The organism is Cronobacter sp. 153480017-3, assembly GCF_053627815.1.
This window is the reverse complement of sequence record NZ_JBSEYN010000002.1, coordinates 1-25,035: the sequence shown is the minus strand read 5'-3', so window position 1 is coordinate 25,035 and position 25,035 is coordinate 1. Positions and strand designations below refer to the sequence as shown.

The 25,035-nt window shown below is 52.4% G+C and carries 36 protein-coding genes; 2 read left to right on the top strand and 34 right to left on the bottom strand.

All coding sequences use genetic code 11. The features are described from left to right. Positions 1-42: 42 nt before the first annotated feature. From ACUW6V_RS04600 to ACUW6V_RS04470, 27 genes are all read right to left on the bottom strand, one after another. Positions 43-2,520 (bottom strand): host specificity factor TipJ family phage tail protein, encoded by a 2,478-nt coding sequence (locus ACUW6V_RS04600; protein ID WP_454038064.1) that lies wholly within the window; start codon positions 2,518-2,520, stop codon positions 43-45. Next, entirely contained in the window at positions 2,507-2,923 is a 417-nt protein-coding gene (locus ACUW6V_RS04595; protein ID WP_161593535.1) for an NlpC/P60 family protein, read from the bottom strand. Before ACUW6V_RS04595 ends, ACUW6V_RS04600 begins: the two co-directional genes overlap by 14 nt. Further along, positions 2,886-3,356 (bottom strand): hypothetical protein, encoded by a 471-nt coding sequence (locus ACUW6V_RS04590; RefSeq protein WP_105517433.1) that lies wholly within the window; start codon positions 3,354-3,356, stop codon positions 2,886-2,888. Before ACUW6V_RS04590 ends, ACUW6V_RS04595 begins: the two co-directional genes overlap by 38 nt. Next, positions 3,356-3,853 carry a hypothetical protein gene (locus ACUW6V_RS04585; protein ID WP_454038063.1) on the bottom strand — a complete coding sequence of 166 codons (498 nt, stop codon included), beginning with the start codon at positions 3,851-3,853 and terminating at the stop codon, positions 3,356-3,358. Before ACUW6V_RS04585 ends, ACUW6V_RS04590 begins: the two co-directional genes overlap by 1 nt. Beyond that, positions 3,853-6,492 carry a tape measure protein gene (locus ACUW6V_RS04580; RefSeq protein WP_454038062.1) on the bottom strand — a complete coding sequence of 880 codons (2,640 nt, stop codon included), beginning with the start codon at positions 6,490-6,492 and terminating at the stop codon, positions 3,853-3,855. The genes ACUW6V_RS04585 and ACUW6V_RS04580 overlap by 1 nt, the downstream gene beginning before the upstream one ends. Before the next feature lie 3 nt (positions 6,493-6,495). After that, positions 6,496-6,711, bottom strand: a complete 216-nt coding sequence (locus ACUW6V_RS04575) for a hypothetical protein (protein WP_129560377.1) — start codon at positions 6,709-6,711, stop codon at positions 6,496-6,498. A 416-nt stretch (positions 6,712-7,127) separates the two neighbouring features. Further along, on the bottom strand, positions 7,128-7,826 hold the full coding sequence (locus ACUW6V_RS04570; RefSeq protein WP_085391842.1) for a DUF6246 family protein: 699 nt from the start codon (positions 7,824-7,826) through the stop codon (positions 7,128-7,130). Continuing rightward, positions 7,808-8,401, bottom strand: a complete 594-nt coding sequence (locus ACUW6V_RS04565; RefSeq protein ID WP_097604577.1) for a hypothetical protein — start codon at positions 8,399-8,401, stop codon at positions 7,808-7,810. The genes ACUW6V_RS04570 and ACUW6V_RS04565 overlap by 19 nt, the downstream gene beginning before the upstream one ends. Next, complete coding sequence (locus tag ACUW6V_RS04560; protein ID WP_105597559.1) at positions 8,383-9,840, bottom strand: glycosyltransferase family 2 protein; 1,458 nt, start codon at positions 9,838-9,840, stop codon at positions 8,383-8,385. The genes ACUW6V_RS04565 and ACUW6V_RS04560 overlap by 19 nt, the downstream gene beginning before the upstream one ends. 40 nt (positions 9,841-9,880) lie before the next feature. Continuing rightward, positions 9,881-10,375 (bottom strand): phage tail protein, encoded by a 495-nt coding sequence (locus ACUW6V_RS04555; RefSeq protein WP_044594432.1) that lies wholly within the window; start codon positions 10,373-10,375, stop codon positions 9,881-9,883. A gap of 23 nt (positions 10,376-10,398) precedes the next feature. Beyond that, positions 10,399-10,782: a phage tail termination protein gene (locus tag ACUW6V_RS04550; protein ID WP_105597561.1), complete on the bottom strand. Its 384-nt coding sequence runs from the start codon at positions 10,780-10,782 to the stop codon at positions 10,399-10,401. Continuing rightward, a complete protein-coding gene (locus tag ACUW6V_RS04545; protein WP_012125622.1) occupies positions 10,779-11,147 on the bottom strand; it encodes a hypothetical protein in 369 nt (122 codons plus the stop codon). Before ACUW6V_RS04545 ends, ACUW6V_RS04550 begins: the two co-directional genes overlap by 4 nt. A gap of 1 nt (position 11,148) precedes the next feature. Beyond that, positions 11,149-11,499, bottom strand: coding sequence for a hypothetical protein (locus ACUW6V_RS04540; protein WP_105597562.1), 351 nt, complete (start codon positions 11,497-11,499; stop codon positions 11,149-11,151). Further along, positions 11,496-11,768 (bottom strand): hypothetical protein, encoded by a 273-nt coding sequence (locus ACUW6V_RS04535; RefSeq protein ID WP_129560331.1) that lies wholly within the window; start codon positions 11,766-11,768, stop codon positions 11,496-11,498. The genes ACUW6V_RS04540 and ACUW6V_RS04535 overlap by 4 nt, the downstream gene beginning before the upstream one ends. Continuing rightward, positions 11,768-12,148: a DUF7370 family protein gene (locus ACUW6V_RS04530; RefSeq protein WP_007847582.1), complete on the bottom strand. Its 381-nt coding sequence runs from the start codon at positions 12,146-12,148 to the stop codon at positions 11,768-11,770. The genes ACUW6V_RS04535 and ACUW6V_RS04530 overlap by 1 nt, the downstream gene beginning before the upstream one ends. Before the next feature lie 2 nt (positions 12,149-12,150). After that, complete coding sequence (locus tag ACUW6V_RS04525) at positions 12,151-12,348, bottom strand: hypothetical protein (RefSeq protein WP_007847581.1); 198 nt, start codon at positions 12,346-12,348, stop codon at positions 12,151-12,153. Between the two features lie 9 nt (positions 12,349-12,357). Further along, a complete protein-coding gene (locus ACUW6V_RS04520) occupies positions 12,358-13,449 on the bottom strand; it encodes a major capsid protein (protein ID WP_454038061.1) in 1,092 nt (363 codons plus the stop codon). 12 nt (positions 13,450-13,461) lie between these two features. Next, positions 13,462-13,890 carry a hypothetical protein gene (locus tag ACUW6V_RS04515; RefSeq protein WP_007706555.1) on the bottom strand — a complete coding sequence of 143 codons (429 nt, stop codon included), beginning with the start codon at positions 13,888-13,890 and terminating at the stop codon, positions 13,462-13,464. A 5-nt stretch (positions 13,891-13,895) separates the two neighbouring features. Then, entirely contained in the window at positions 13,896-15,296 is a 1,401-nt protein-coding gene (locus tag ACUW6V_RS04510) for a DUF2213 domain-containing protein (RefSeq protein ID WP_454038060.1), read from the bottom strand. A gap of 162 nt (positions 15,297-15,458) precedes the next feature. After that, the gene (locus ACUW6V_RS04505) at positions 15,459-15,638 is read right to left on the bottom strand and encodes a hypothetical protein (protein ID WP_454038059.1); all 180 of its coding nucleotides are present in this window, start codon (positions 15,636-15,638) and stop codon (positions 15,459-15,461) included. A 25-nt stretch (positions 15,639-15,663) separates the two neighbouring features. After that, a complete protein-coding gene (locus ACUW6V_RS04500; RefSeq protein ID WP_454038211.1) occupies positions 15,664-16,557 on the bottom strand; it encodes a phage minor head protein in 894 nt (297 codons plus the stop codon). 37 nt (positions 16,558-16,594) lie between these two features. Beyond that, complete coding sequence (locus ACUW6V_RS04495) at positions 16,595-17,983, bottom strand: DUF1073 domain-containing protein (protein WP_454038210.1); 1,389 nt, start codon at positions 17,981-17,983, stop codon at positions 16,595-16,597. A gap of 80 nt (positions 17,984-18,063) precedes the next feature. Further along, positions 18,064-19,359, bottom strand: coding sequence for a PBSX family phage terminase large subunit (locus ACUW6V_RS04490; protein WP_084997559.1), 1,296 nt, complete (start codon positions 19,357-19,359; stop codon positions 18,064-18,066). Continuing rightward, complete coding sequence (locus ACUW6V_RS04485; protein WP_041460581.1) at positions 19,343-19,789, bottom strand: terminase small subunit-like protein; 447 nt, start codon at positions 19,787-19,789, stop codon at positions 19,343-19,345. Before ACUW6V_RS04485 ends, ACUW6V_RS04490 begins: the two co-directional genes overlap by 17 nt. A 9-nt stretch (positions 19,790-19,798) precedes the next feature. Next, on the bottom strand, positions 19,799-19,939 hold the full coding sequence (locus ACUW6V_RS04480; RefSeq protein WP_454038058.1) for a hypothetical protein: 141 nt from the start codon (positions 19,937-19,939) through the stop codon (positions 19,799-19,801). Between the two features lie 157 nt (positions 19,940-20,096). Beyond that, entirely contained in the window at positions 20,097-20,783 is a 687-nt protein-coding gene (locus tag ACUW6V_RS04475; RefSeq protein ID WP_069682509.1) for a Rha family transcriptional regulator, read from the bottom strand. A gap of 5 nt (positions 20,784-20,788) precedes the next feature. Beyond that, positions 20,789-20,998: a hypothetical protein gene (locus tag ACUW6V_RS04470; protein WP_179142935.1), complete on the bottom strand. Its 210-nt coding sequence runs from the start codon at positions 20,996-20,998 to the stop codon at positions 20,789-20,791. Between the two features lie 193 nt (positions 20,999-21,191). On the opposite strand from ACUW6V_RS04470, the gene ACUW6V_RS04465 reads away from it, so the two are divergent. After that, a complete protein-coding gene (locus ACUW6V_RS04465; RefSeq protein WP_319738021.1) occupies positions 21,192-21,488 on the top strand; it encodes a hypothetical protein in 297 nt (98 codons plus the stop codon). A 158-nt stretch (positions 21,489-21,646) separates the two neighbouring features. Here the strand turns inward: ACUW6V_RS04465 and ACUW6V_RS04460 are convergent, their stop codons facing one another. From ACUW6V_RS04460 to ACUW6V_RS04450, 3 genes are read right to left on the bottom strand one after another with little or no spacing between them, the layout of a single operon-like run. Next, positions 21,647-22,012: a hypothetical protein gene (locus ACUW6V_RS04460; RefSeq protein ID WP_105546209.1), complete on the bottom strand. Its 366-nt coding sequence runs from the start codon at positions 22,010-22,012 to the stop codon at positions 21,647-21,649. Further along, positions 22,002-22,505 (bottom strand): lysozyme, encoded by a 504-nt coding sequence (locus ACUW6V_RS04455; protein ID WP_454038057.1) that lies wholly within the window; start codon positions 22,503-22,505, stop codon positions 22,002-22,004. Before ACUW6V_RS04455 ends, ACUW6V_RS04460 begins: the two co-directional genes overlap by 11 nt. Before the next feature lie 2 nt (positions 22,506-22,507). Further along, the gene (locus ACUW6V_RS04450; RefSeq protein WP_085371626.1) at positions 22,508-22,744 is read right to left on the bottom strand and encodes a phage holin; all 237 of its coding nucleotides are present in this window, start codon (positions 22,742-22,744) and stop codon (positions 22,508-22,510) included. Between the two features lie 227 nt (positions 22,745-22,971). Here ACUW6V_RS04450 and ACUW6V_RS04445 point away from each other — a divergent pair, with 227 nt between their 5' ends. Continuing rightward, complete coding sequence (locus ACUW6V_RS04445) at positions 22,972-23,253, top strand: DUF1456 family protein (RefSeq protein WP_012125412.1); 282 nt, start codon at positions 22,972-22,974, stop codon at positions 23,251-23,253. Positions 23,254-23,513: 260 nt separating this feature from the next. Here the strand turns inward: ACUW6V_RS04445 and ACUW6V_RS04440 are convergent, their stop codons facing one another. From ACUW6V_RS04440 to ACUW6V_RS04425, 4 genes are all read right to left on the bottom strand, one after another. Next, positions 23,514-24,278: an antitermination protein gene (locus ACUW6V_RS04440; RefSeq protein WP_012125413.1), complete on the bottom strand. Its 765-nt coding sequence runs from the start codon at positions 24,276-24,278 to the stop codon at positions 23,514-23,516. Next, entirely contained in the window at positions 24,275-24,454 is a 180-nt protein-coding gene (locus tag ACUW6V_RS04435; RefSeq protein WP_012125414.1) for a hypothetical protein, read from the bottom strand. The genes ACUW6V_RS04440 and ACUW6V_RS04435 overlap by 4 nt, the downstream gene beginning before the upstream one ends. Further along, positions 24,451-24,708 (bottom strand): DUF7740 domain-containing protein, encoded by a 258-nt coding sequence (locus ACUW6V_RS04430; RefSeq protein WP_029039641.1) that lies wholly within the window; start codon positions 24,706-24,708, stop codon positions 24,451-24,453. Before ACUW6V_RS04430 ends, ACUW6V_RS04435 begins: the two co-directional genes overlap by 4 nt. Continuing rightward, positions 24,705-25,035 (bottom strand): recombination protein NinG (locus ACUW6V_RS04425; protein ID WP_454038056.1); only part of this gene is annotated, 331 nt, incomplete at its 5' end. The genes ACUW6V_RS04430 and ACUW6V_RS04425, both read right to left, overlap by 4 nt.

Sequence of the window (25,035 nt, the reverse complement as noted above, 5' to 3'; positions counted from 1 at the left end):
AAAACCCGGCGCTATGGCCGGGTTGGGATTGTCGGGAATGTCTTATTGGTAGATGGCGTCGCTGTATTCCGCGACAGTCAGTGATACCGTGTTATCCGTGTTTGGTTTGATGCTGTTGACAGTCCATAACTGACTGTCCAGCTCTTCCACTGTCGCGATGAGATAACGCGACGGGAGTTGCACCGTATCTCCATTCCAGATATTGAGCTGAATGTTTGGTATTGCCGCGGTGAATCCGTATTTAGTGTCCGTTCGAGGCGAAGCTGGATAGCGTAACGTCGGATTCCCCAGGCTGTCGGTGACAAGCACATACATATCGCCTGTAAAGGTTATCGGCTCGCTGGTATCAAAGTTGTTTCCGGCGCGGCCGGTGATGTATCCCTGCTGCTGATTACTGTCGTAGATGTCCGGCATCTGAATGACGCTACCCACCTGGATAATGCCATCTTCGAAAACTTTTGCGTTCATCTTCACACGCGAGTAAATCAGCCGCTTAACTTCCCTCATCGCCCTATCACGCGCCTGATACTCGTTGCGGAATCCGATAATCTCCAGTTTATTGGGGTTCTCTGCTTCCTGCTCGACGATAGCGCCGTTCAGCACGCGGTAGTTGATGTACGTCTTATTGTTCGTTGTGGGGTGAACATAGGACACCTGAACGCCGTCATAACCGCCGGGAAGAGTGGCCTCGTACGTCATTTTGTATTCGTCCGTCTTCATGTTGGCCCGGTTGAATACTGCGGCCGGATAATCAACCTTTTGGTCGCGGGTGAACGTCAGCACTCCATCATCCCAATATGCGATAACAGACGCCGCATTGCATATCGCCTGCACACGGTCGCCTAACGAGTCGTTTTCGTCGTCAAAAGTGTAGTCGAAGTAACCCAGACGATCGTCAGGCAGACTCTCAGCAATAGAGTACAGACCGTACAGGTCAATGCTGCTGACCGACTGCTCACCCATGATGAGCCAGGTATGCGCCACCGCATCAGCGAACGAGCGAGACGGTCGCAGCGTGTAATCTACAGTCTGCGTGTTCAGGTTGTAAGTGATTGTATGGCGCGTTACGAGAGCGTTATATTTACGTTCGCGACTTCCCAGCGCGTTTTCTGTCGCCCGAACTTTTACACGTACCAGCGTGTCAGTCGGATGAACGACGTTGGTCCTGATGTTGATCGCGTGAATCTCTTCAACTTTTAGCACCGAGGCATCGCTGGAGTTATCAGTGCGCTGGAAGCTGATCGCATACTTACCAAAGCCACCTGACGGGGTTATCTTATCTGTGCGATAAAAAACTTCGCTCGTATGGTCGTGAGGAGTCCCCTGGTAATACGTGAAAGTTTGGGTCGTGCCGGGTATCTGGTTGTAATTATCGTCGATTTTCCAGATAACAACTTTCCAGTTCGTCTGTTTTTTACCGCCCAGGCTCGACTGCGTGTGTAGCCAGAGCTGAGAAGATTCAACTGGCGAGAAGAATGGCCCCACAACAAGCGCTTCGTTGTCGTTGAGAATGAATTTCGTAGTGTTGATGGTGGCATTTGCCGGGATGTCCTGAGGGCCCTGCAGGTCGCTCATCGTGAAAGTGTACCAGCGAACAGGATTAGTAACCGCCCCATTGTTAGTTTCCACCGCAGAGATGAGGGTGCCAGAGAAAGTAGCGTCAGTAGTGACACTGCCAGAAGCCGTGCTGTACGTAACGTTAATGGTGAATGTTACGGCATGCGGCAGCACTAACCCCATGAAATAATCGAAGTCGGATTGCTTCACGATTTTCATGGCTATCTGGCCGCCGGAATATGTCCCGCTGACGACGGTATTTGCCGTCGCCGTTTCTATCGGGAAATCTCCCGCTTCGTTCTGCCCGGGAACCTCCTGTCCATCTACGTCATCAAAGCCATACCCTTCAACAATCTGCGGAATGACCTCTCCAGGCTGATAGAATTGAAACTCGGCACCGGCCAGCGAGCCCAGACTCGATTCAGAGTAGCGCACAGACTCATAATCGTACTTACCGATTCCGACGCACATCCATTCTGTCACGTACTTCAGTCCGCCATCTTTATCATTCTGACGCACATATTCGAAAACAGATTCCTGAATAAGGTCAGGAAATGACCTCACCTGACCATAAATATCCGGCTTGGCTTTATAGACGCGCGCGGTGTTAGTCTGTCCAGTAAGGCTATTATTTGGAGAATCTACTGTATTGCCGCCAGTGTTTGCGATAGCTGGCTTTGGCGCAAGAAAGGAAAAAACCTGCCCAACGACTTTAAATATCGGGCTCAGAACATCTTCTACAATCCCTTTTGGCTGGTCGTGAATCTGGATGTGGTCTAGTTCGCTCAGCTCAAACGCCAGCTCATCGTCGTCACTCAGCTTCACGCCGTTGCGGATGATCAGCAGGTCACGGTGAAAGGTGGCGTCATTGGCCGCCAGCCAGTCATAAAAAAGGGTGCCGTTTGGCACCCTGCAACGCAGCTTAGGCGTTCCTGGAAAATTTGATATCTCAACCAGCGCCATAACAAAAATACTCCACTTTGGTGAATGCCCGCTGAATGACAAGCAACGAGTCCATGCGCACGCTTCCGTTTTCGCCGCGCGAGTGCAGGGCTTGTCTGTTAAGCACCAGTCCAACATGCGCCGGTTGTGCGCCGCGGTACCCCACGAATATCCCGCCCTCTACTGGGTTATCGACCTGACGCCAGAAGACGACGTCTCCCTGATAGCAGGTGAAGAAGTCCTCCCCGGCTTCGTAGTCCGGTGTCTGGTGTAGCTCAATACAGAGCACGTGGCGGTAATAAAGAATAACCAAGCCCCAACAGTCTACCTTCTCGAACGAGCAGGCGCGGTTCGCCCACGGCACGCCAATGACCAGCCTGACGAACTCAGAGGTACTGAAGCCCTGTGTATTCTTGCGGATCATAAAGTCGGCCTATATTGTTGTTTAACGGGTTAGTTACTGAGAGAGTCACTGATGCAGCATCTGCGTCGATATCTACCGTTTTGACGTACAGTTGCCACGACTTAATCGGCGCAGACACATCTCCACTGTCGAATATCTGCCGCGTCGCTGTGATTGCCGTCAATCGGGATGCCCCCTTCCACTTCTTCATCAGCGCTTTGATGTCCGATGAAAGGCGTCCAAGTTTCACAGTGGCGTCAATCACAGGCGTGCCGCTCTGTTGGCTCTCTTCAATTTCGAAACGCGCAGGCTTGTACACTTGGCCGCCAAGTGTTTTATCGAAGAACTGCTTGTCTACCAGGCGGACGTAGCCGAATGAAGGGTGATAGAAAGTAATGGTGTCGAATAACCCACGCGTCGGTCGCTGTTGTTTGTATTCACGAAAGGACGGCATTACGGCACCCTCGGCAGAGACTCCGGATCACGATTATCCGGATAACCAGTCACAACAATATCCAGCCAGCTATTCCACGGCGGCGGCAGCTCAACAATGATGTCGTCAAACTCGTCGTCAGGGTTATAGAGGTGGTTCGCGATAACGGTTCCCGTCCAGGTCACCACGCCGCCGTCGATGCTCGTTTGCACCGGCATCTGCGTGAAATGCAACTCCTGAATCTGCAAGCCACTGCCGCCGATGTTGATGGGCATGCGAAACCAGTTAACACCGCGATTCAGGTAGTTCGGGCTGCGCAGCCACTGCTGGAAAGCGCGCTCCTGGTCCAGAGTGAAAATCCACGTCAGCGACCATGTGGTTTTCAGGTCGTCAGTAAGGTTCTGGAAAATAGCCGGGCCGACTGCTGGCTGGTCAGCCAAAAACCCGGTGTCGAGTGTCATATTCTTGCTGGCTTTTTGTGCCAGCGGCAGCCAGTCTGGGTAGTCGATAATAGCCATCAGCCCTGCCCCCTTGGCGTGCGTTTGACGTTCATATTGCTGGTTATAGCGTTGCTGATTGGGCCGCCATTGTTCAGGTCGGCGACAATTACATCTACTGTCACGCCGCCATTGCCATCAGTTCCGGCCTGAGCATCTACAGAGGACGATGTGTAGTTCTGGATGTTAATTACAACCCCGCCACCTGTCCCCGCTGTCATTTCCTTGTTGCTTATCACCCGGCCATTGTCGCCCGGAATCATATATTGCTTCCCGGTACTGGCCTGGTAAATCTCCGGCATCCCACCTTCACCAACCTGATACATCCCACCCGCTGATACCGGGCCGCCGTTTTTGCGCTTACCAGAAAGAGCGAGTGCTGCTACGACAGCGCCAAGCCCAACCGCAGCGGCACCACCGAATGAACCGATTGATGCAACTATTGCCGCAGGTGTCCATGCCGCTGTCGTGGCTGCTGCTGATGCGGTGCTTGCCGCTGTTGTGGTGGCAAGAGCGCCGACCTGGGTAGCTGTAGTTGCTGCTATGGCTGCCTGCTGAGTAGTGGATCCAATGATGGCGTTCTTAGCCCATTCAACACCCATCTGGACGAATGAGTTAACTAGGCTATTGAGCACCGTGCTTGCCAGCGACCTGGCAGCGCCTTCAGCACTCATGCTTCCTGTAATTATTCCTGTTAGTGCGTTTGAAGCGTTACCAGCAAGTGCATCGAATGAGGCAGCAAGTGCTTCGTTTCCTGCGCTCTGGTTTCGCCATATTTCCCACTGAGCAGCAATGCGTTCCTGCTCATACTTACGATCAGCGGCTGCCTGTAAAGCAAGTGCGTTCTGATGTGAGATAACCCCTTGCTGCTCGAATTGCTGAATGAGAGCAAGTTTTCTGGTGTTTTCATTTACTAACTGCTGAACTGGATCAACACTGCCTGCAGCTTCCTGTTGCGGCGTAACTGCTTGCTGAGAGCGTATTTTGGCGAGGTTAGCTTGATGCTCGGCCTCAAGTCTCTCTGAAGTTTGGTTATATTGTTCCTGGCTTATTTTTTTCGCAGACAATGCAGTATTCAGGTCTTGCACGTCTTGCTTATAGCTGGCGTTCTCTCGCGATTCCGGGAGTAGCTTCTCAGCGGCAGCCTGTGCCTTAATAGCATTGGCTGTGTCCCATTTTGTCGCAGCATACTGCCTTGCCTGTTGGATTTGAGCCTGGGTAGCACCTTTTCCAAGAGAAAGCTCAGCATTTAGCATTGCCTGCTCTCTGCTCAATTCATCAGTTGAGTCGGCAGCAAGTTGAGACTGCTGCTTTAGCGCCTCAAGTTTCTGCGCTATTGACTCAGCCTGGCTGGCTGACTGCTTGCCCTCTTTGTTGCTTTGCTTTCTTGCTTCGGTTACCCGGTATGTCTCGGCATACTCGTCCTGTAGTGCCTTCACGCGTTTCTGGTCAGTAATCCCGGCATCGGCCGCATCATATTGAGCCTGCAACCGTGCGCGAGCCTCACCTTCAAGTTTGGCTAGTGCTAATCTGCGTTCCGAATTTTTGACAAGCTTTTGGGTGGCGGCATCATCACCGTTAGTTGAAGGGCTTTTGAAACCTTGGTTGTTTTTGGCTTCATTTGCAGCCTTGGCACGAATGCTGGATATTTCTTGCTCTGTGCGCTTAAGCTCAAAGGCAGCCTGTCCTCTTCTTTGCTGAAAAACAGCATCGCTTTCATACCAGCGCTGCCCTTCCTGAACTTCCTTATTAAGCTCTTGCTGCAACTTAATAAGTTTTGGCATCCTTCCGGCATCGCCTGCGTTGTTATTGTAATAATTAAGGTTATCAGCAACGCTTTGCATTAATCCCGCAAGTGTGGATGTCAGACCTATTGCCTGGTTCAGATCACTTATTGCGTTTTTAAAGGCAACATCGAGACTGTTTTTAGCTCTGTCGATGCTAACTGGCATTTTGTCGAATTCAGCGTTAACACTCTCCGACTGTTTCTGGATAGCGTTTAGCGCGTCTTGAGCAGTTAGCTTGCCTTCAAGCATTCGCTGTCTTAACTGACCAATCGAAATGCCTAACCCGGCCGCTATCTGCCTTGCCAGTTCCGGCATTTGCTCAAGAATGGAGTTGAACTCCTCAGCACGAACAACACCGCCTGCGATTGATTGCCCGAACTGTCGCAGGGCATTAGACATTTCCTCAGCAGACGACCCGCCGATAGTGCCTATTTTTTGAAGTGTGTCAGTCAGGGAAAGAATCTGTGAATTTGTTGCGCCTGTTTCTTTGAGGGCTGAGGTGAGAGTCTCCCAAAGACGTTCAGTATCAGAAAGGCTATTCCCGGTTTGCGATGCTATAGCTGACAGCGCCTTCATTGACTCTTTCGCGGCATCAACGCTTGGGCTAAGGCGCGCAACCCTGGCCTGCAGGGTATTCATCTGGTCGCCAATTTCGATTAGCCGCCTGGCAGTTTCAATAGTGAAAGCGCCAGCAATAGCAAGTCCAACCTTGTTTAATGCCCCCTCGAAACGACCAGCGGATTGAGATGATTTATTAAAACTCCCGTCCATCTGGTCAAGGCGCTGGTTGACCTTTTGCTGCGCTGTAATGAGTTGAGCAACATCCATTTCTACTTGATAGACGATGTTACCTAACTGCTTATCTCCGGCCATTTATCAACCTCCGGTCATAAAAACCGCCTCAGCAGTTATCATTTTTTTGAAAAATTTATTAATGTGTTTAGTACCACTATTAGCATTCAGGAATGCCATGTCTTTCGTAGAGCCATCATCATTACCTCTTGATGACCCAAAATCAGGAGAGTTAGCAAAATCAATGATAATTTCTGAAGCCGAAGAATTATTCGGAGCGCGAGATACTTCATTTTCCATAAATGAAGCAATCCTCTATCACAACAAGACTCCCCGGGTCGTCGTTGCAACTGAGCCCAATAATCTCTGCATTGTTTATCTTAGTGACGGATCACAAAATAGATGGGACTGCTTTATGTACGAGATGGCTCATGAGTCTGTTCATCTACTCAATCCGCAAAAAATCTCGGCATCTTATTTAGAGGAGGGTGTTGCGGTTTGGTTTTCGATGATGATGTGTAAGAAGTACTCATATGTTTGCAACAAACCCACAGGTAAGTACAGACAGGCTTATGAGCTTTTATTAAAGATATCCGACGATGTCCCAAGTGTAGTGAGGATAATTCGAGAAAAATTTCCCAATCTCACTGACCTTAATGCCGATGATCTTCAGACTACCTTTCCATCTTTAACTCCAATAGATGCGAAAAGACTAGTCAGACGCATGGAGTATTAACTAGTTTTCTTCTCTTTTTAGCAAGGTACATTTCAGCAACTTGATCGTACTCTTCCCTGGTAAAGCCTTTCTGCTCAGGGTATTTCGTTGCCAGCAGCATTTGAAACTTGGTCATCGTCAGATTGCCAGCCTCCTGCTCGGTCATGCCGAAATGGGCCTGCGCGGCCACGATGTAATCGACGGCGCGGAACTCGGTACTGGTCTCTCCGCTTTCATGCCGCTGGAGCTTTCGCACTTTCGCCTTGCCGATAACGCCATGGGTTATCAGTGACTGCGCAATCAGCAGCATGTCAGATTCAGGCAGCGCGCCTTTGCGAATTTTGAATGTGCGACCAGTGCCTTTAGATGGGTGAAAAATACCCGTAAGCGGGCCAGCGTCTTTGTCACAGCAGGCATTGAGAACAACCACTGAAGCGAGAAACGCTTTGCGACCGTAACTGGTGCTTTTAATGTGGTTGATGAGCCATTGCGGAACGTATCCGTAAGCCTCAACAGCACGACTCACCAGACTGGTTACTTCATCATTGTGCAGGTCGTAAAACACCTGCACGATTTCTTCTGGCTCGCCAATGCGCGACATGTTCACAAATGACGGCCGGAAGAAGTAATCCTCGCCGTCAACGCTGATGAGGCACTCGCCAATCTCTTTAAGCGGGATATTCACCGGTAAAGCCTCCACGCTTTTCTTCTCTCGGTTCTCGGCAGGCCGTCGAAAGCCTTTTCCACGGGCATCTCGTCGGCATGGTCTACAAGTGAATAGCAAGGGTAAATAACATCCCTTCCCCATGCGTCGCCGAGGGCATAATCTGCCGGCTTTCGCTGGCTCCAGTTCAGCAGGATGCGGTTAATTCCACTGGCTGGCAGCGCATAGCAGACGCCATGAATCAGTCGGTTCAGGGTGATGTAATCAGCACGGAACTTATCAGCGGCGATAAGGCTTTCAGCAATCTGTTGCTGATACTGCGGCGGGCGACCGGTGCCGAGGTAAAAACTGATTAGCTCATCAGGGAATCTGGCGCACCATTCAGCCGCAAGACCTGCAAAGCCATCCACGGGATGGGAATCATCTTCCAGCACGACCACTCGCGCTGACTGGCCGGCAGCCCACTTGATTGCTCTCAGGTGATTCCAGTTGGCTCCGTGGTCGGCATCATCGATAAAAATCCGCGCATTAAGGCTCTCAGCAAGCCTGTGAGCCTGCTCGGCGCGTCGGTGATGACCTACCACCGCGAATGTTACTTGTGCTGCCACCATGCTGTTTCCTTGCCGATGCCGTTGGTCTTAAACACCGTGTGCACTTTCGGGCCGGTAATCACTCGGTCACCGAACGATTTCGCCACGATACCGAATGCGATCATGTCACCTACCGCCCTTGCTGCCCCTTCTTTATTCCAGAAGCGGTCTGACTCAATGCGGTAGTAAAGCCGCACGATGCGGTGAGCAAACTCCATGACATCTTGGCGTAACCCTCCAAGCAATCCGGCGTTCAGCATAGTGTCACTGGCATACTGCTTCAGGAATGACTGATACACGCGCTCGGGATGGTTTTTGATGGCCCATTCATCGGAATATGTCTTTGGCTCAGAACCGACATAAATCACGCCCGGATGCATCTCACTCCACGGCTCGCGAAGCATCTCGACATCGGTTCCATCGGTACACCAGACGAAACGATATTCCGGATTATCCCGCAGGTGCTGCCAGATATGCAGCCAGCGCCGGAAGTAAACGTTCATGTCGACAACGGGCACTCGCACCGTCGTCTGGCCTGGTGGGGAGTATTCGAACTCGTCAGCGAGAATGACCGCATCGGCACCTTTAATCGATTCTGACCATCTGGCGATAAGCGACTGCTCTGGCTTCATCCTGGTTCCTCGCTGCGGGTCAGGATGACTGGTCAGCAAGGTTGTGATTACGGCATTACGCTGTCTACGGTACGGGGCCCATCCGGTGTAGCCCGTGTCGCGTCGCTCGTTGTGTATTTTTACGTTGTTGCTGACCTGACGCTCGCGCTCTGGCTTGGGTACTGAGCGCTCTACCGACTCATGCTCATCCAGCGAGTAAATCAGCTTCTCAGAGCCGATAACGTCGGCATATGCCCATGAGGTAAGCCCTGCATTATGAATGCGCAGAGCGAGGTCTGAATGCTCATACATCCCGCGCCCGTAAACCGGATCGAATCCGCCGACCTTTTCAATCGCGCTTCGGTGGTAGTAGAGCATCACGCCGCGCTGCCCTGTGTAGGCGATGTGTTTTTCATCGTGGTACAGGACTGAAAGGTCATTCAGCTTGCGTGGGCCAGCCAGGTCGAGAAACTGATATGCCAGATGAGGCTCAGGAGATTCGATATACGGAATATGCCAGCCATCAGCAATCGGCCATGCATCATCGTCCCACAGGAACAGATGCTCGCAACCTGCATCCATCAGGGCTTCAATGCTGGCGTTTTTAGATGCCACGATACCCTGTGATTGCTCATGCCGGATGAGCCGTGCAGATTCTGGTGCTACGGCAGCCGGCACCGAGCCATCATCGACAATCACGACCACCGCGCCGGGCGGCAGATGTTTCTGGTGCTGCTCAAAAGCACGAGCCAGCACGTCGGGGCGGTTGTGAGTGGTGATGGCAATACCAATGCCAGATGAGCGCGCCGACGCGGGCTCGTAAGGAATTCCGTTTATCAGAACCTGCATGTCTCTGTCTCAGAAAGGGGGGCTTGCCCCCCGCTGTGTTTTAGCTGGAAGGTTCGGAGGTATCAGTAACCTGCACGGTGCTGGAGTCGCCCACTTTGAACTCAGTGGAGAAGGTAACGATGTCGTTAGTGCCGCCGTCAGAGCTGAGGGCGGTGATAACCATGTAACCCTGGAAGGTCACCGGGCCGTATTCCATGCGAACCCAGATACCAGGTTGGCGTTTGGCCTTGAGCTCGGTAGCGAAGTACTTGATGAAACGACCGATACCATACTGGTCGAGCTTGTCGTTTTTGCGCACCTCACCTTCAAAGCTGATGGTGAAGTCTGAGTTTGTGGTGATGCTCTCGACAAAGCCGCCGCCATCGTCAGCATCACTGGTCACGGTGTTCGGGCTGAAGTCGAACCCTTTCGACGTACCGGCGGCCAGCGCTTTAAATTCCGATTCAAGCGGCACCGTGTCCGGGCAGCCGTCGGCAACTTCAAGCACAATAGCGCCACCGAACAAGCGTTCGTTGCTGGTTGGGCAATTAGCCATGTTACTTCCTCTTTGACGTTTAATTATTCGCCGTAGTTGGCGACGAATTGAAGCCGATAGACAAGGCGTCCCTCGGTTGTAGGAACTGGTGCGGGCATAGCGCCCATATTCTGAAGATAACCGACACAATCATCGGTCATGGGGTTTTGCTGGACGTAATCGATTATTCGCTGCACGCGCTCATCGACAAAAGCATTGCCACCTTTTGCGCCGATAACGTCGACCAGGATGTACTGCTCATTGCCGAGGCCATTTCGGATATTGCTGCCGCCATTTGGACGGAACACCATGAACCGGTCAGATTCAGTGCCTGAGTCGGTCCACATCAGCAGCTGAACCTTAAAGCCATCTGTCAGGCCAGCATTGATGAAGTAGTTACGCACGCGCGTATGCATTGGCGGATTCATAGTGACAGCTCCTGCTTCATAACCCGGTCGATTTGCTCGCGGGTGTCCTCAAAGCCTTTGGTCAAAAACTCTTTACGGGCGGTAGCGCGGCGGAAGGTTTGCGGAACATTCGGATCGTGAACGTAAACCGCATAGTTGGCCGAGTATCCCACCCTGCCGGTTACTTTTGTGCCGTTAGCGTCAATCTCCCGGAACTGGCTGTTGAGAAGCGTCGATGTGTCGATTGGTGTGTATAGCGCCGCCTGAGCTCCGCCGATTAGCAGCGCTGACTGCACGGCCCTGACGACCTTGCGCCCCTGCACGTCATTAATCAGCGCGTCCAGATTAGCTTTCGCCTGGGCAATGCCGCGAACTTTACCGGCCATATCAGACTCCCGTTATGATGGCGTAGTCGTCGGCGATCCGCTCGAAGGTGTCTTCATAGCGAAGCACCTGCTGCACCTCATCAGCTCCGGCTTCTTTCGGGTCGGTCAGGTCGGAAATGCCAATCAGCACATAGTCGCCATTCTTAGCCAGTGCGTACTCAGTCCAGACTGTGTTTTTCACAACGATTTCTGAACCAATACTGCCGATGCGCTTGCTCAGGCCGCCTTCATAGCCGCAAAGAATCTGCTCAGGCGCTGCATATCCCAGCGGGTCGCCGTAATCGTCCTGACCATCCAGCTTTCGCCAGATTGTCGCTGTTGCGGTGTAAGACCAGTTAGCTACTGAGCTCATAACGCATACTCCAGGTGCTGGTCTGGTTCTAGCCCTGCTTTGATGGGCTTAACCTTTACTCGCGTGACACTTGATGAGCTTACGTAATCACCTTCATCCAATGGAAAGAAAGGTGGTGGTGAATCGCTGTCAAAACCCAGGTACATGAAGAATGCCTTCGGATGTGTCTTGCGGTCTTTGAGGGCTTTATATGTATGCTCACCAGTAGAGTCGATATAGGTGATTTCGACATCCACACCTGAAAAGGATGAATTAATGCAATTTGCCATCAGCAGCCCCCAACGACATCAAAGAAGCCAACACGACTACCCACGTCAATCGGCAGTGACGCCGTACATCCGCTCTTATCCAGTGACAGAAGAGCGTCACGCATCGAAAGCACATCGCCGGTATAGTCGAACGACCGCGACGCCCCTGAAGGCGCTGACTGCGATTTAATGCGCTGACTGTATGCCGTTAAGGCCATGAGAGAGACGGCATAGACCTGAATCAGCACGACGTCACATTCGTCGTAGCCAGACGCCTCCAGGCACTGCTCAATGCTGCTGAGCTTGCAGAGATATGCGTCGATGATGAAATCAGGGATGGAGTAACCGAGGGATGACAGCTGCTGTTTAACCTGCGCTGCTGTGATTGGCGTGATGGCCATGGTTACTCCTTATCTTTTGGTTTCCGTCCGCGCTTGGGTGTGGCGACTTCCAGCTGGCGCTCTTCCAGGTACTCGGCCAGCCCGGCATTAACCCATCGCTCGGCGATTGAATCGGCAACCTCTACCTCAGAGCCAATCTCCAGCTTCTGGAAATTGGCACCGGCAAAAAGGTTTGATGAAATTACTTTTACCAGTGCCATATCACTTCCTTAGCTGGTCGCTTCGCCGGTGGCGTGAACCACGGAGTAGTGACCGTTGATGTCGGTTTTGACCATCAGGCCCATTGCGCCCCAGGTGCGCCAGATGTAATCGCTGTTGTAGAACGGACGCGGGTCGGCAACGGTGCCGATGGCCTGGCCTACAATCGGAGCAACTACCCCTGCCTGCAGAGGAACAATCAGGATTTCGTTACCCTGCAGTTTCGCGTCTTCTTTGATGGCCGCGATGCCGGTCAGGGTCAGGAGCTCCTGCAGTACGGTGCGAGACTGGAAGTTGTCGCTGAAATACTGTTCCAGGTTGGAGACGATTTCAGAGGAAACGTACCAGGTCTGCTGGCCGTACTGGTTGTTCTGCAGCTTGAGAACATCACGCAGACGGATTGCTTCGGCGCGAATTGCTTTCGGATCGGTGCTTGTCGCCATGTTTACGTTCAGCGTCACCTGAGCGACGCGCTCATCTGCGCGGAAGCCCTTCCAGGTCAGGCCGTCGAATACTGCGTAGTTACCAACCGCATCGCGGTAGCCGTCCCACATGTAATCAACGTACTGACGCTGAACATCTTCCACGGAGCCACGCTGGGCGTCAGCCTGAGACTGAAGCGCTGACGGGCTGTTGAAGATTGGGTCACGCCAGTTGAACTTGAAGCCGGAGTCGTGGATCGGAACCATCGTGCCGTCGAAGGTGTAGACGCGAGCGTCAAGCGCTGCGCCAATCTGGCCGGACATTGAGGTGTGCGCCCAACCACGGCCACCGGTACGGGCGTAGTCGTAACGGGATTGCTCAATACGGACAGAGCGTGACAGCGGCATCAGGTCGTTCAGCAGAGTGAACTGCGTGTTCGGCTCGAACTGCTGAAGCACGGTGGTATCGTACGCGCGGTACAGTCGACGGATATCATCAACTGCGTTAACGGCGTCCAGCGTTGGAGCGTCTTCAGCAGCGCCACGCCATTGGGTGCGAGACAGGAAATCAGCAACCGCCTGTGCGGTAGCGTTACGTTCAGCCTGCAGCGCGCGGAACTGAGCCTGGTTTGCTTCCAGGTTGCCAGTCTTCTCGCCAAGAGATGTGGAATATACAAACATTAATCGGTCTCCTTACTTGACCACTACGCGCAGCAGGTCGCCTGCAGCAACGGTTGTCGCTTTGTCTTCTTCCACGAACAGGACTGCGGATGCAGTGCCGCCGGAAGTGACGCGACCGTTAGAGATAGCCAGTGCCTGGCCTTTGTTATAAGTGCCGGCAGCAGCGCGGACGTTCAGGAACATGCCGGGCAGCAGCTGAATGCCGACGACCAGCTCGTTAGCCGGGATGACGTCATCGACGCCCATGCAGCGCAGATAGTCATAGTTCGCCACATACAGCACAGCGCTTTCGCCGCCGTTGGTGGATGCGGTGAATTTGCCGTTAGTGAATACGCCGATGGTGCCCGGCTGAGTCGCTGCGGCTGCCCCGCCTTCGCGGTTCAGAAGCGGGTTCGGGAATACGCCGCCCGCGTGAATTACGTGTTTACCGTCTTTAGCCATTTTTATTACTCCGGCATCTCAGAGAAGGGTTTATCGGTGGAATGGTTGAATGCGCCGGACAGGCTGCGAGTGGTAGCGCACTGTGCATACAGGCCATCCAGAGCCGCGCCGTCGAGAGCGTTAACTGCCAAGTCGTCCAGCTTGAACTTGGCTTTAACCGCTTCGCGCTTGGTGGCTTTTTCCTGGGCTGCGTTAGCTGTCAGGCCGGATTCGATAGAGCTCAGCTTGTCGGCAAACGGCTTAAACCATGCCGGCGCTTCTTCGCTGTTAGTTGCTTTGTCTTTGGCTGCCTTTTCTTCAGCCTCTTTCTTCTCGCGAGCGGCCTTTTCTTCCGGCGTTTCGGTCTTAGAGGCGGCTTTTTCGGCTGCCATCTGATTGAACGCATCCAGCAGCTCAGCGTCTGATTTGCCTTCGGTCGGCTTACCGGCGGCTTTCAGCGCATTGATAATCATGTCTTTCATCGGATCTCTTTCTCCGTTGGTTTTAATTTCGTACTCAGGTGGTTTGCGCACGACTTCTACAGGTTCGCCGACGAATTGAGCCTTGCCGTCATCGTCGATGAGGTAATTCTGTTTGAAATATTTATCTGCATCCCGATAAACGAAGGAGTCCGGCCATACGCTTTCCGGCCATACCCAATCATCGTTGTCACGACCCTCGCGTAGCTTGTCGCTAATAGCCCGCTGGATATCGTCGAATGAGAAATTTGATGCGTTTGTGAAGAAGAATTTGGTCTTGTTAAGCAGCCCTTCCCTGGTGCAGTTAGATGCCTGCGCGAGGTCTGCGTTTTCTACGCTCACTTCCTGCTGGGAGTTATCCGCGTTAACAAAGATTCCGACGCCTTCTTCAGGGGTTGCGGCTCCAGGCTCATCGAGAAGGATTGCCACATGATCGAACTGCATATTGCGCGCGACCCATGAGTAGCTCTTGCCCTTCGACTTGCCGCTGTTCTGCTCGCGGCGCAGAAGGAGGCCGGTAGATACGTGAATCGGCTCGGCGTTTGAGTTGGCCTGCAACTCATCAAGCCGCTCGATAAGACGCTTGCCCTTCTCGCTCGACTGCGCGATGCGCTTATTGACTTTCATGTCCATAACGACGCGATCGCCGTCTTTGCGGACGTTTTCAGCCCACGCGCCGACGTGAAACTGGTTAACCGCTCGCGGGTTGGTGGCGCTGACGTGCTCGTTGCCAATCTTCGGATGCCCGAAAGGCATGGGATTGCCTTCGAGCGTTTTAAAGCTCTTGTTAATCTCCTCAGCCGGATACAACCCGCCATTCATGACAACGTCATCCACGACAGGCACGACGCCACGAATGACGATATGCTCGTCACCGTCGATGGTTTCAGTTGAGATGTTTGAAGAGTTGATGGCGAGGCTTTTTACATGAATGCTGGATAGCTTCATGCTGAGTCCTCTTGACGTTTGATTTGTGGATTTCAGGCAATAAAAAACCCGGCGCATAGGCTGGGTTTTTATTTGTTTTGATTAGCGGACCAACCCATCGTTATGATGGAATTTGCCGAGGGCTTGGGGATATATCCAAGTCCGCCAGAGTATGTCGATAACCTATATGAATTCTTCCTCGCTATACCCTTTTGACTCTGCCCACTCGAGTATTTTCTCTCGAGCTTCACTCTCATCTTCCGTGATAAATCCATAAGAATGAACTTCGTTGCCATGCTGCGGTTTGAAAGTGGCGGTAAATTGCGCCCTGCCACCCTCAACATGACTTTTAACAAGCTTCATAGTACCCCCTTCTCTCGTCGATGAATTAACGAGGATGCCACCGCTTGCTCTCTTTAGCCAACTTATCCGCCAGCCCTTCATTAAAGATGCGCCCTTCATCATCCAACAGCACCGGAATCTGACTGCAATAGCAGTTGTACCTGTTGCCATTCTGCGCGTAGAAAGCCTCTACTTCTTCCGTTGTGAAAGTCTTCCCATGTCGCGCAGCATGCCATGGGCGCGTTGTAGACTTCAGGGCCGATATCCACAACAGCTCAGTATTAAGCCCTAACCTTTCTTTCGACCATTCTGCTTCTGACCACTGAGCCTGCCGTAAAGCTCCTACTTGTTCCGTCTGCGCTATCGTCTTGGCGCGACTCATCGAGACGTCCAGGCGCTTGCTAATCAGGCCTGCCGTTTCTCGCGGGCTCACGCCCCGACCTATCGCATCAGCAACGATGTTCGCCAGGTCAGCACGGGCAGCATCAGCGATTCCTCTCCACTCGCTATAGGTGGAGATATAACCCGCTGCCACCTGATTCTGATAAGCCGGACTGCTTAGCAACTGCTGAAGCGTTGTTGACTGCTCATAGACAGCCGATTGCGCTGACAGATTGGTAAATGCCTGCAATGTGCCACGCTGATACTCATCAGAAACGTACTGAAGCGCCCAAAGGTTGTTACTCCCACCCTCCAGGAGATAATCGTCCAGAATCGTTTCTATGCGCAGTAGCAGGTCAGACAGTTGCTGTGGCGACATGTCATAGATGAAGGTGCCCGCATTCACCTGGTAGAGTGTGTCTGGCTTACTGCCTTCTCTCGCCAGAATGTACCCGTACAGCGAATTGCCACTGCGCTCCCTGCCGACCAGATACGCATCGAGCAACTGCTTCAGCGCCAGTTTTATCTGGTAATAGCGATTCTCGATATCCCGGAACATGCGGTTAACCGGTCGATATGACTGCGTGGGGTCGGCTTTATTGCGCGGAATTATCGGGCTGCCCGGTCGTTGTCGGTTGTTCAATTGGGTCACCTGTCAGCGGGTCTGTCGTTGCGGCTCCGGCAGGCTCTTCTGGCTCACTGATTGGCTCAAGCTCGCCCACAGCACGGATTTCATTCTCAGTAATCGCTGGAGTGCCGTATGCCTGCTGGGTGTCTTTGGCCACGGCTGCCATCGCCTGCATATTTGCGATCTTATCTTTCTCACTCGGCGCGAGTAAGTCAGACCATGCGAGCGTAACCTCGCCAGACTTCGGCGGATCGATGACGCCAATCTGCCAGAAGCGCTCAATGACGCGGGTGATGAAGTCAGACATGAAACCCCAGCGGCGACCATTGCAACGCTTAGCCCAATCAGTTTTGTCCTCATCCGAGGCAAGACGCCCGGTCTGCTGACCAAAGAGAATGGTGAACGGACACTGAATCGTCGCGGCAAACTCGTTAGCTGCTACAGTCCATGTAGGAGTCGGGTCAGCCGCCGCGACTGATAGCACCGATGGCGCGCCAGCCTGCATGACCAGTGCCGAATCTGTACCGCGGTTCATCCTGGAGATCTTGTCATTCAACGCTTCGCCGAGGTCTTTGAATCCAGCGTCGACAGCGGCCTGCTTAAGAGAGGCCATGTCTGTGTCTTTATCGAACGCAATCCCAAGCTGGCGACTCGCATTTTTCAGGAAGCCTTCAGCGCTACCACCTGACGTTTTCTCGATGTCGAGAAGCTTGTTGTAACCGGCACGGAGCATTGGAATGCCGGAGAACATATTCTCGTCTTCTGCGCCTTCGCACAGGATGATGACGCGGCTCGGGTGAATCTGAACGCTACGCACGGGCCCATAAGTACCGCCATCGCCGACTGGCTGCTCGTTAAAATTGTACATCACAGGCTGACCGTAGTTTTCAGACATTGGGTCTGTGTCAACGTCGCCTGGCTTAATCTGAGACTCCCATGCAGGGATGAGTTTAACCACTGCCTTCAGTCGCTCAGTGCCGAGTGACCTGATGTAGGCATCATTGATTGGCTCTTTCCATTCTCGGCCATCCTTAACCTGAATCAACAGCGCCGAATAGCGGCCAACAAGGTTACGGCGGTCAGCGTCTTTCAGCTTCGCCCAATGGCGCTTGAGAAGCTTCTCAACGGTGCGCTCCCATTCAGTGGTCTCGCCAGACTCATCCTTCTCTTCGCCGTCGATGATGGTGGGATTATCGACCCAGCAGGATTCCAGCAGCTTGTGCACCGCCGCATGAGCAACGGCATTACGCTCATAAGCGCGATAGTACTGGTCAAAACCTACCTCGCTCGGGTATCCGAACTCATCCCACAACTTTGTGCGCTTTGTGTTGCCGTTCTGCCCGTGGGCGTACAGCATTCGTTGCCGCCCTATCGCATCAGCAAGGGCGTTCACGAGGAATTGTTCCCCGGTGCTTAATTGACTCACTGATGAGCTCCTTAGAAGAAGATTGCGCCTTTAGATTTGCGCTTGATGTATCCATCCAGACCGTAACGGACTCCATCCCAGCAATGGTTATTCTTGTCCTCAATTACCGGCAAGACTTCGCCAGTGATCCGGTCGGTTTTGTACGAGTAGAGTCGAGCCTCTTTCGCCGTCTCTTTGCAACGCGGGTGAATAATAATTTTCTTGAAACCACGAAGGCACGTTATCCCATCCTCGACGCTTCCCTGCCATTTCTGCGCCGCTGAGATATTGAATCCCTGCCCCTTGATATGGCTGATAGTTTCAGGTCTGGAATTGTCGGCTTTGATAGGCCATTTACGCGCTTCAGGAATGCCGTGGAACCTCTTCTCATCAGTAACCTTCCAGTCTTCAAGCTGTTTAGGCGTGGCATCGGTTTTACCAGCGTAGAACTTCCACATATCGTCGAGCTCTACGCCATTGCCGTAGGCCTCGTATTCGATGTAGAGGTTGTTATCCAGGATAAACATACGAATAAGCGTGCTGGGGTCTTTCGCGAATCCAAAGTCAGCGCCGAACAACAAGCGCTCTGATTTCTTCCAGAGATCGTCTTCGAAGCTCTGCACGACGTATTTGTTCGCCAGTACCTGTTTATCGGAGTTTTCGAGGTAAGCACCTTCCCATATCCACGCATAGTCGGCGTAATCTAGGTTTGCCAAGTCTTCCTGACGCTCTTCCTCAAGCACCGCAGGGAACCATGGGTTGTCCACATAGTTCATCTCGACAATCATCGAGCTTTTTGGCGGGTTCTTTCTGAATAGTTTGTCAGTGGCGCTGCCGTCTTTCTCCGGGTTCCACGTGACCCAAATTTCTGACCCTTCTTCACGAACTGTCGGGCGAAGCTTTTTCCACGCAGTGGCTGATACCGACTCGGCCTCATCAACCCAAGCTACAAGAATTCGCGCTTTTGATTTGATGCTGTCGAGGTTATGGCGTAGACCACAGAATACGTAGCTTACTCTGCGGTTCTTTGTCCGGATGTATTTCTCGCCGATGTCGAAGTAATCATCAAGCCACGGCACCGAGCGGATAGCTTGCTTGACCTCCTCCATGGAGGATTCTTCCAGAGAGTTCATATACTCACGAGCGCAAAGTATTACGCCACTGATATTGGCCTCTGCCGCCTGATAGGCCCTGACAGCAGTCATCAATGCGAAGGTGCGCGTCTTTGCTGAACCACGGCCGCCGTGAGCACCACGATAGCGAACACCTTCGGTAGCGAATACCGGGACTAACTTTGCTGGTATCTGGAGGTCAACTTGGCTTTCCATTGTCTGGGTCAACTCCTACCAAGCGAATCGTCGTTGGCTTTGTAGCCATAGTGCCGTCAGATGATTTATGGTCGATCTCCTGACTGACCTTGTCGCCATACTTCTTAGGGTTCATTCGGGCCAGCGCCCATTTGCGGGTATCAATTCGAAGTCGTGCCTTACCTACTGCGGCAGCCTCTTCAGCTACTGTGTCAGCGATATCGAACATCTCTTCGAAAATAGCGTCGGCGCGCGTCTCCGTGGCTTTCGCGTATTGGTCGCGAAACTCTTCATGCTGAGCAAGCCAGCGGAAGACAGTCGACTTATTCGGCATGCCTGGACGCTCACACACCTTGCGCAGGCTTTCACCATCGGCAAGCAGTGAGCAGATGTCAGCAGCCACCTCTGGTAGATAATCAGAAGGGCGGCCAGTTTTTGATTCGGTCGCCATAGTCATTCCTTAAGATGTTTGTTCTTCAACTTCAGGCTCGGGCACGTATTCCATCTCCTGCACGTTATCAGGTGCCAGGTATACCCATGAGCCGTCTTCGCGAGCGATGCCGATGAAGCCGTTGATAATCTCTGGCTGAGATCGCTTCATCAGACCTTCATGCGTCTAGCCTGTTTTGGTTTTGACTGTGATGCGGTAGATGTCGGCCATGATTTTCTGCCCGTTATATTTTCGAGTGCCATCATCAGGCGCACTCGTAAATGCGCCTTGTGATGAAAGCCGTTGTGAAAGAGGCTCTCAACTCTTCTTAGGCTGCCAGCTTGTGCTGCTCTTCAATCAGAGGCTGTCGGTGATTGCGCTCGAACAGGCCGGTCAAACTCGCCTTCCTTTGCTCGAAATCCCATCCCATCGTGATGAATACCGTGTTCGCTCGTTGTAACTCAGTGATGCAGTGAATCTGCTCTGGCGTCAGGTAATCCCGAATTGGCTCTTTCTTGCCTATTTCGTGATGCACTCGGAACTTAGCTGAGGTCATGCCGAGAGCGATGCGGTTAATCAGGTCGGCTTCGTTACTGAAGTGATGAGGCGCGATCTGCTTACCCTGAGATTCGCGCTCATGCTTAATAGCCTCGGTCATGGGTTTGTATTCAAGGCGCGCGGCGTTGCGGTCCATCTTCTTCTTAGCCAGCTCGCCACGCATCGCGAAGAATTCAGAAACCAGGCGTTTCTTGAATGCCCGGACAACTTCGTTGTTTCGCATGTAGGTGATGAGCAGCGTGGTTTGCTGTTCGTTTAGCAGTGCAATTTCCTGCTTTTGCATACCCCCATCCGTTTGAAAGGGTCGCATTTCAAATTCCACCCTTCCGAACTCTTCGAGGTCGCTTTTGTACTTCCTGATGAGTTGAATCACTGGCTTGTGATCTTTCATAACACCACTCGCGATTACAGCCGAGTTGGTGACCAGGTCGAGTTTTTTTATTTCAACTAATTGCATAGCGATTACCTTTTAGAAAGTTGAGCCTGTTCGCACAGAAAAGCCGCCCCGAGATGGTCGCCACCATATACGGCAGTTCTCAGGCTCAGCTTTCTGAAAGACTCGGGAATGTTATGCGCTGCGACGCGCGTTTTACTGCGGACATAAAAAAGCCCCGCATTAGCGAGGCTGATATTGCTTTGTTGCTGATGGTGAATCTTCTTGGGGTTTGTCATGGTCGCAGGCCTCGCGATTCCTCACAGAATGGCTAACCCACTTATGGCTTACCCGTCAGCGCCTAGAATCTCTTAGCCGAGTAGGCACAGCCCATGATCAAGCCCACCGATGACAGGCTTTGTAATAGGGGCAAAAGACACGCTTTCGGCAAGCTAGGCTATTTGTTACTCTATGCGCTAAGAGGAGATAGGTATGCGCACTTATGCAGTAATGGCTTTGATGCTTGTTTTTTTGATGGCTATATTTTCCGTTTTTGTGCCAGTGATAATATTTTTCAAAACAGCGCTTCTCGCGATCCTTGAGTGCTGGTTAAACCATTACAAATACTCTTTAGTACCCGAAGTTTTGAAAGATTATTTCACACTGAATAAGATCCTGCGTCTCGTTGCTGCGGGCGCGTGGTGTGGATTTCTTATTTCCATACCTCTTTGCTGGAAATTATGGCGCTCAACTCCTAAATATGACCCGCTCGATAAATACTTCAAATAGTTACCTCTGGCACTGCGTTTTAATGTATTCCTGCAGATATCGATCATTTAACCGCGTTATACCAAGCCTGCCAGCGGTACTTATCAAGCCGAAGCTGCCGCAGGCATTCAGTTGTCTCGACGTCTGCCTGCAAGTCAGCATCGCTGTTCGAGCCCGCATCACTTGCCTTGCACGGGGGCTGCATCAAATCCGCTGATGGAGTTGGCAGCGTCGATTGCACGCTGCCGCAACCGGACAGACTCATCATCAAAATCACAGCGGGTACGATTCGGATCTTGAACATATCTCACCACGTCTCGCGTTATGGTTCGGTAGATAACCTTTCCCTCATTGGCAGCCTGCGCGCCTTTCTGCTCTCCAGCCTGAACAGCTTTAGCTGCCCTGTCTTTCTTCTTCGCAGCCAGTGAGTTGATGCGGTCAGCGTGTGCGTACCATCCGTTGCGGTATCTGATTTCGCCGTAACCAACAGCCAGTAGAATCATGGATAAGATGACAATCAGGATTGTTCGCAGGCTAAAGGTCATTTTCGCTTTCCGCCAGACACATGGAGCGCTCCATCTCCCGCCGGTTCTGCAATCCCTTCCACTTCATACCACCTGCATAGACCCAGCGGCGCATTTCTTCACATGCTCCTTCCTGGTCGCCTTTGTTCAGCTTGCGAAGAAGAGTCGATTTAGCGAAGGCATCGCTGCCTACGTTGAACACGAAGCTGTATAGCGAGGCGCGATGGTATTCGTTCAGCGGAACCTTAACCAGCTTGTCTACGGTCGCCTTGGCCGGTTGCAGGTCTTTCCACAAAAGACGATCGCATTCTTTATCGGTGTAGGTCTTGCCGCGAATGATGTCGTTGCCAGTGTGGCCGTCACAGACAGTCCAGACGCCAGCGACATCTTTGTAGGCCTGATACTTCCGGCCCTCTACGCCATCCTTGCCACCAATGAATATCGTGGCGATGACCATCGAGCCCGCACCCGCTGCGGCAATCAGTTTATTTCTCAGTGAGGACGGGATAGCCATCGTTAGTCCTCCTTTGATAACTGCCCGGCTGAGGAAGGCCATCGCTCGTACGCCTGAATCTGCGCCAGCGTGGTTTTTCGTTTGTAATACCAGTTGATACCGAACGTCAGTAGCGCCACGACAATACCGGCGATAACACCTACTGCGCTCCACTCGTCAGGACTTAGCCGGGTTAGCAACCCATTAGCCACCGTCCCGGCAGATGCGCCATAAGCTGCGCCAGAAGCTAATTTGCTCATATGTGACATCTCACACCTCCGATAGGAAGTGCTGTGGTGTAGTTAGGAAAGGCCAGCGAGGCATCGGATGCGAGGGTTCATCTGTGATTGATTGCCTGTGGCCTAATACGAAAAAGGCCCGCCGAAGCGAGCCATTGAATAGGAATTTATTTAGGTGAAAAGTTGATCTACGCACTACAAATCGAACTATTTCCAGGGCATTATCCAATCCATCGAATGGAGGCGTTATGGATAACGGACAGCTAACTGTTAACCTGAAACTGATAGCATCAGCGCTTAAGCTAACGCGCCATGACCTGGTAGAGATAGTGCGCGAAGGCGGGATGGAAATATCATCCACTCACGCAGACAAGTGGTTGCGAGCCAAAGGAGCGACTAAAATCGCTACCGGTAATTCAGCGGATTACGGTGCTCACATTAATCGTACTGAAACGATAAAAGATGACGAATTCCGCGCGTTCTGCATTGGCCTCAAGCCATGGCTTGATAAGTTAAGCGCAGAAAAGTAGCGTGTAATGTTCCCCACTTAGGTGGGGATTAACCGGCAATACTGTACAGTTAAAATGGACAGTCACCTGGTAGAAATACGTTCCCCGCTTCGGCGGGGATTTTCTTTTGTAGCTCTGCAAAAAAAAGCCCCGAGCGATTAACTCAGGGCTTAATGTTTTTAGCGCTTAACAACGTGCGCAACTTCCACTGTTAGAAATCATATCCGCAGGTTCGGGAAAAGTAAATAGTGCACGATAAATTAATGCACTATTTTCGGTTTTTACCTGGTGACTTCTCGTAACTGTGCGTCAGCCCACGATTCTTCCACCTCAAACTTGATGATAAGGCCGTCGTAGAATGGCTTAACTGACTTCTTCCACGTATCGAGGGAGATGGCGTCAGTAATCTGGCATACCGCCGCAAATGCCTCGGTAGATGGCAAGCGAGGATAGCCAACGCCGCCGCAGCGCCTGCAGTCAGAAACCACAGGAACGCCCTGCTTTTCTGTTTCCTCCTGGTTGATCGCCTTGCCACGACCTTTGCAGTCAGAGCACGCGGTCGAGACCACCCCTTTCCCTTTGCACTTCTGGCACAGCACTTTAACCTGCTCCCTTCTGGCCGCAAGGTTAGGCCGGCCAATGTGCTTCATGGTCACTACTTCCGCATGAATGAAGCCAGCGCCATTGCAGCATTCACACTGCCGGGTACTCCCGGCGTTGCGTGAGTAATCTTCAAAGGCGTAAGTTGCGAGCGCTTGCATTACCTTTGGCTTAATATCACTTTCGAGCTTACGCAAGGCGGCAACCTTATCGCAGCGCTCAATTGCATACAGGGTCAGCAGTTCAATAGCTTTCTCACGGTCATTGCTGCTGACGCCCATTTTCCCCATAAAGGCCGCAAAGCCCATCTGCGCGCGATTCTGCACCATTCCCTGAGCTGCCATGATATCAGTGCCGGTCAATGCGTCTGATGCTGTGGCTCGCGGGGAGTCGTTTATCATGGTTGATTTGGCGAAGTGATACTTCAGTGCGTTTTCCAGGTTCATGCTGCATCACCTCCCTCTGGTTTGTTAATGCCAAGCCGGTTTACCAGCTCCCGACGCATTTCCATCAAACGCTTCTCCGTCTCGTGAACGTTGTTGAGCTGCCACTCGATAGCCTCAAGCATCTCCTTATCCTTCTGGCGCTGCTGAGCTAATGCGATGTTTGTTACCGTCGTCATGCTGGCTCTCCCACCATTGAATCGAGTTGTCGGCGCAGCATCTTGAGTGCACCGTCCGGGAATGGCTGGCGCGCCAGTCCGGTGAATATGCCGTGCACTTTCCGGTCGCTCAGCCGCGGCAGTAAGGCGTTCACCGTCGCGCGGATAGCACCGTTAACCTTGCGCCCGTCTTTCTGCGCCAGCTTTGCGGCCAACTCCACAGTCACCAGGGCATCGAGATATTCCTCGCAAACCTCTCTGCTTATTTCGCTCATGCGGCCTCCTCGCGCGAATTGCGCAGGTCTTTAAGCTTCTGCTGATACTCCGCCTTAATCGCTTTGCACTCTTCGATAGTCCAGCGGTGGCGATAGTGGTTAGATTCGACAGCCTCGACTGCTGACAGCCCGATACGCCGGATAAGCTCTGCCCGGTACGGCACGAGATTGCCGCTCTTGTGCTGATTGCACACGACGCATTGCTTATGGATATTGCGTTCATCAAAGCGAAGCTGAGGTGCCGCAGCAGTTGTCCGGTAGTGACCGGCATCCCACTGAGCGGACGTGAAAGTTCCGCACGAGATGCATGGCAGGTCGCGGTCTCTT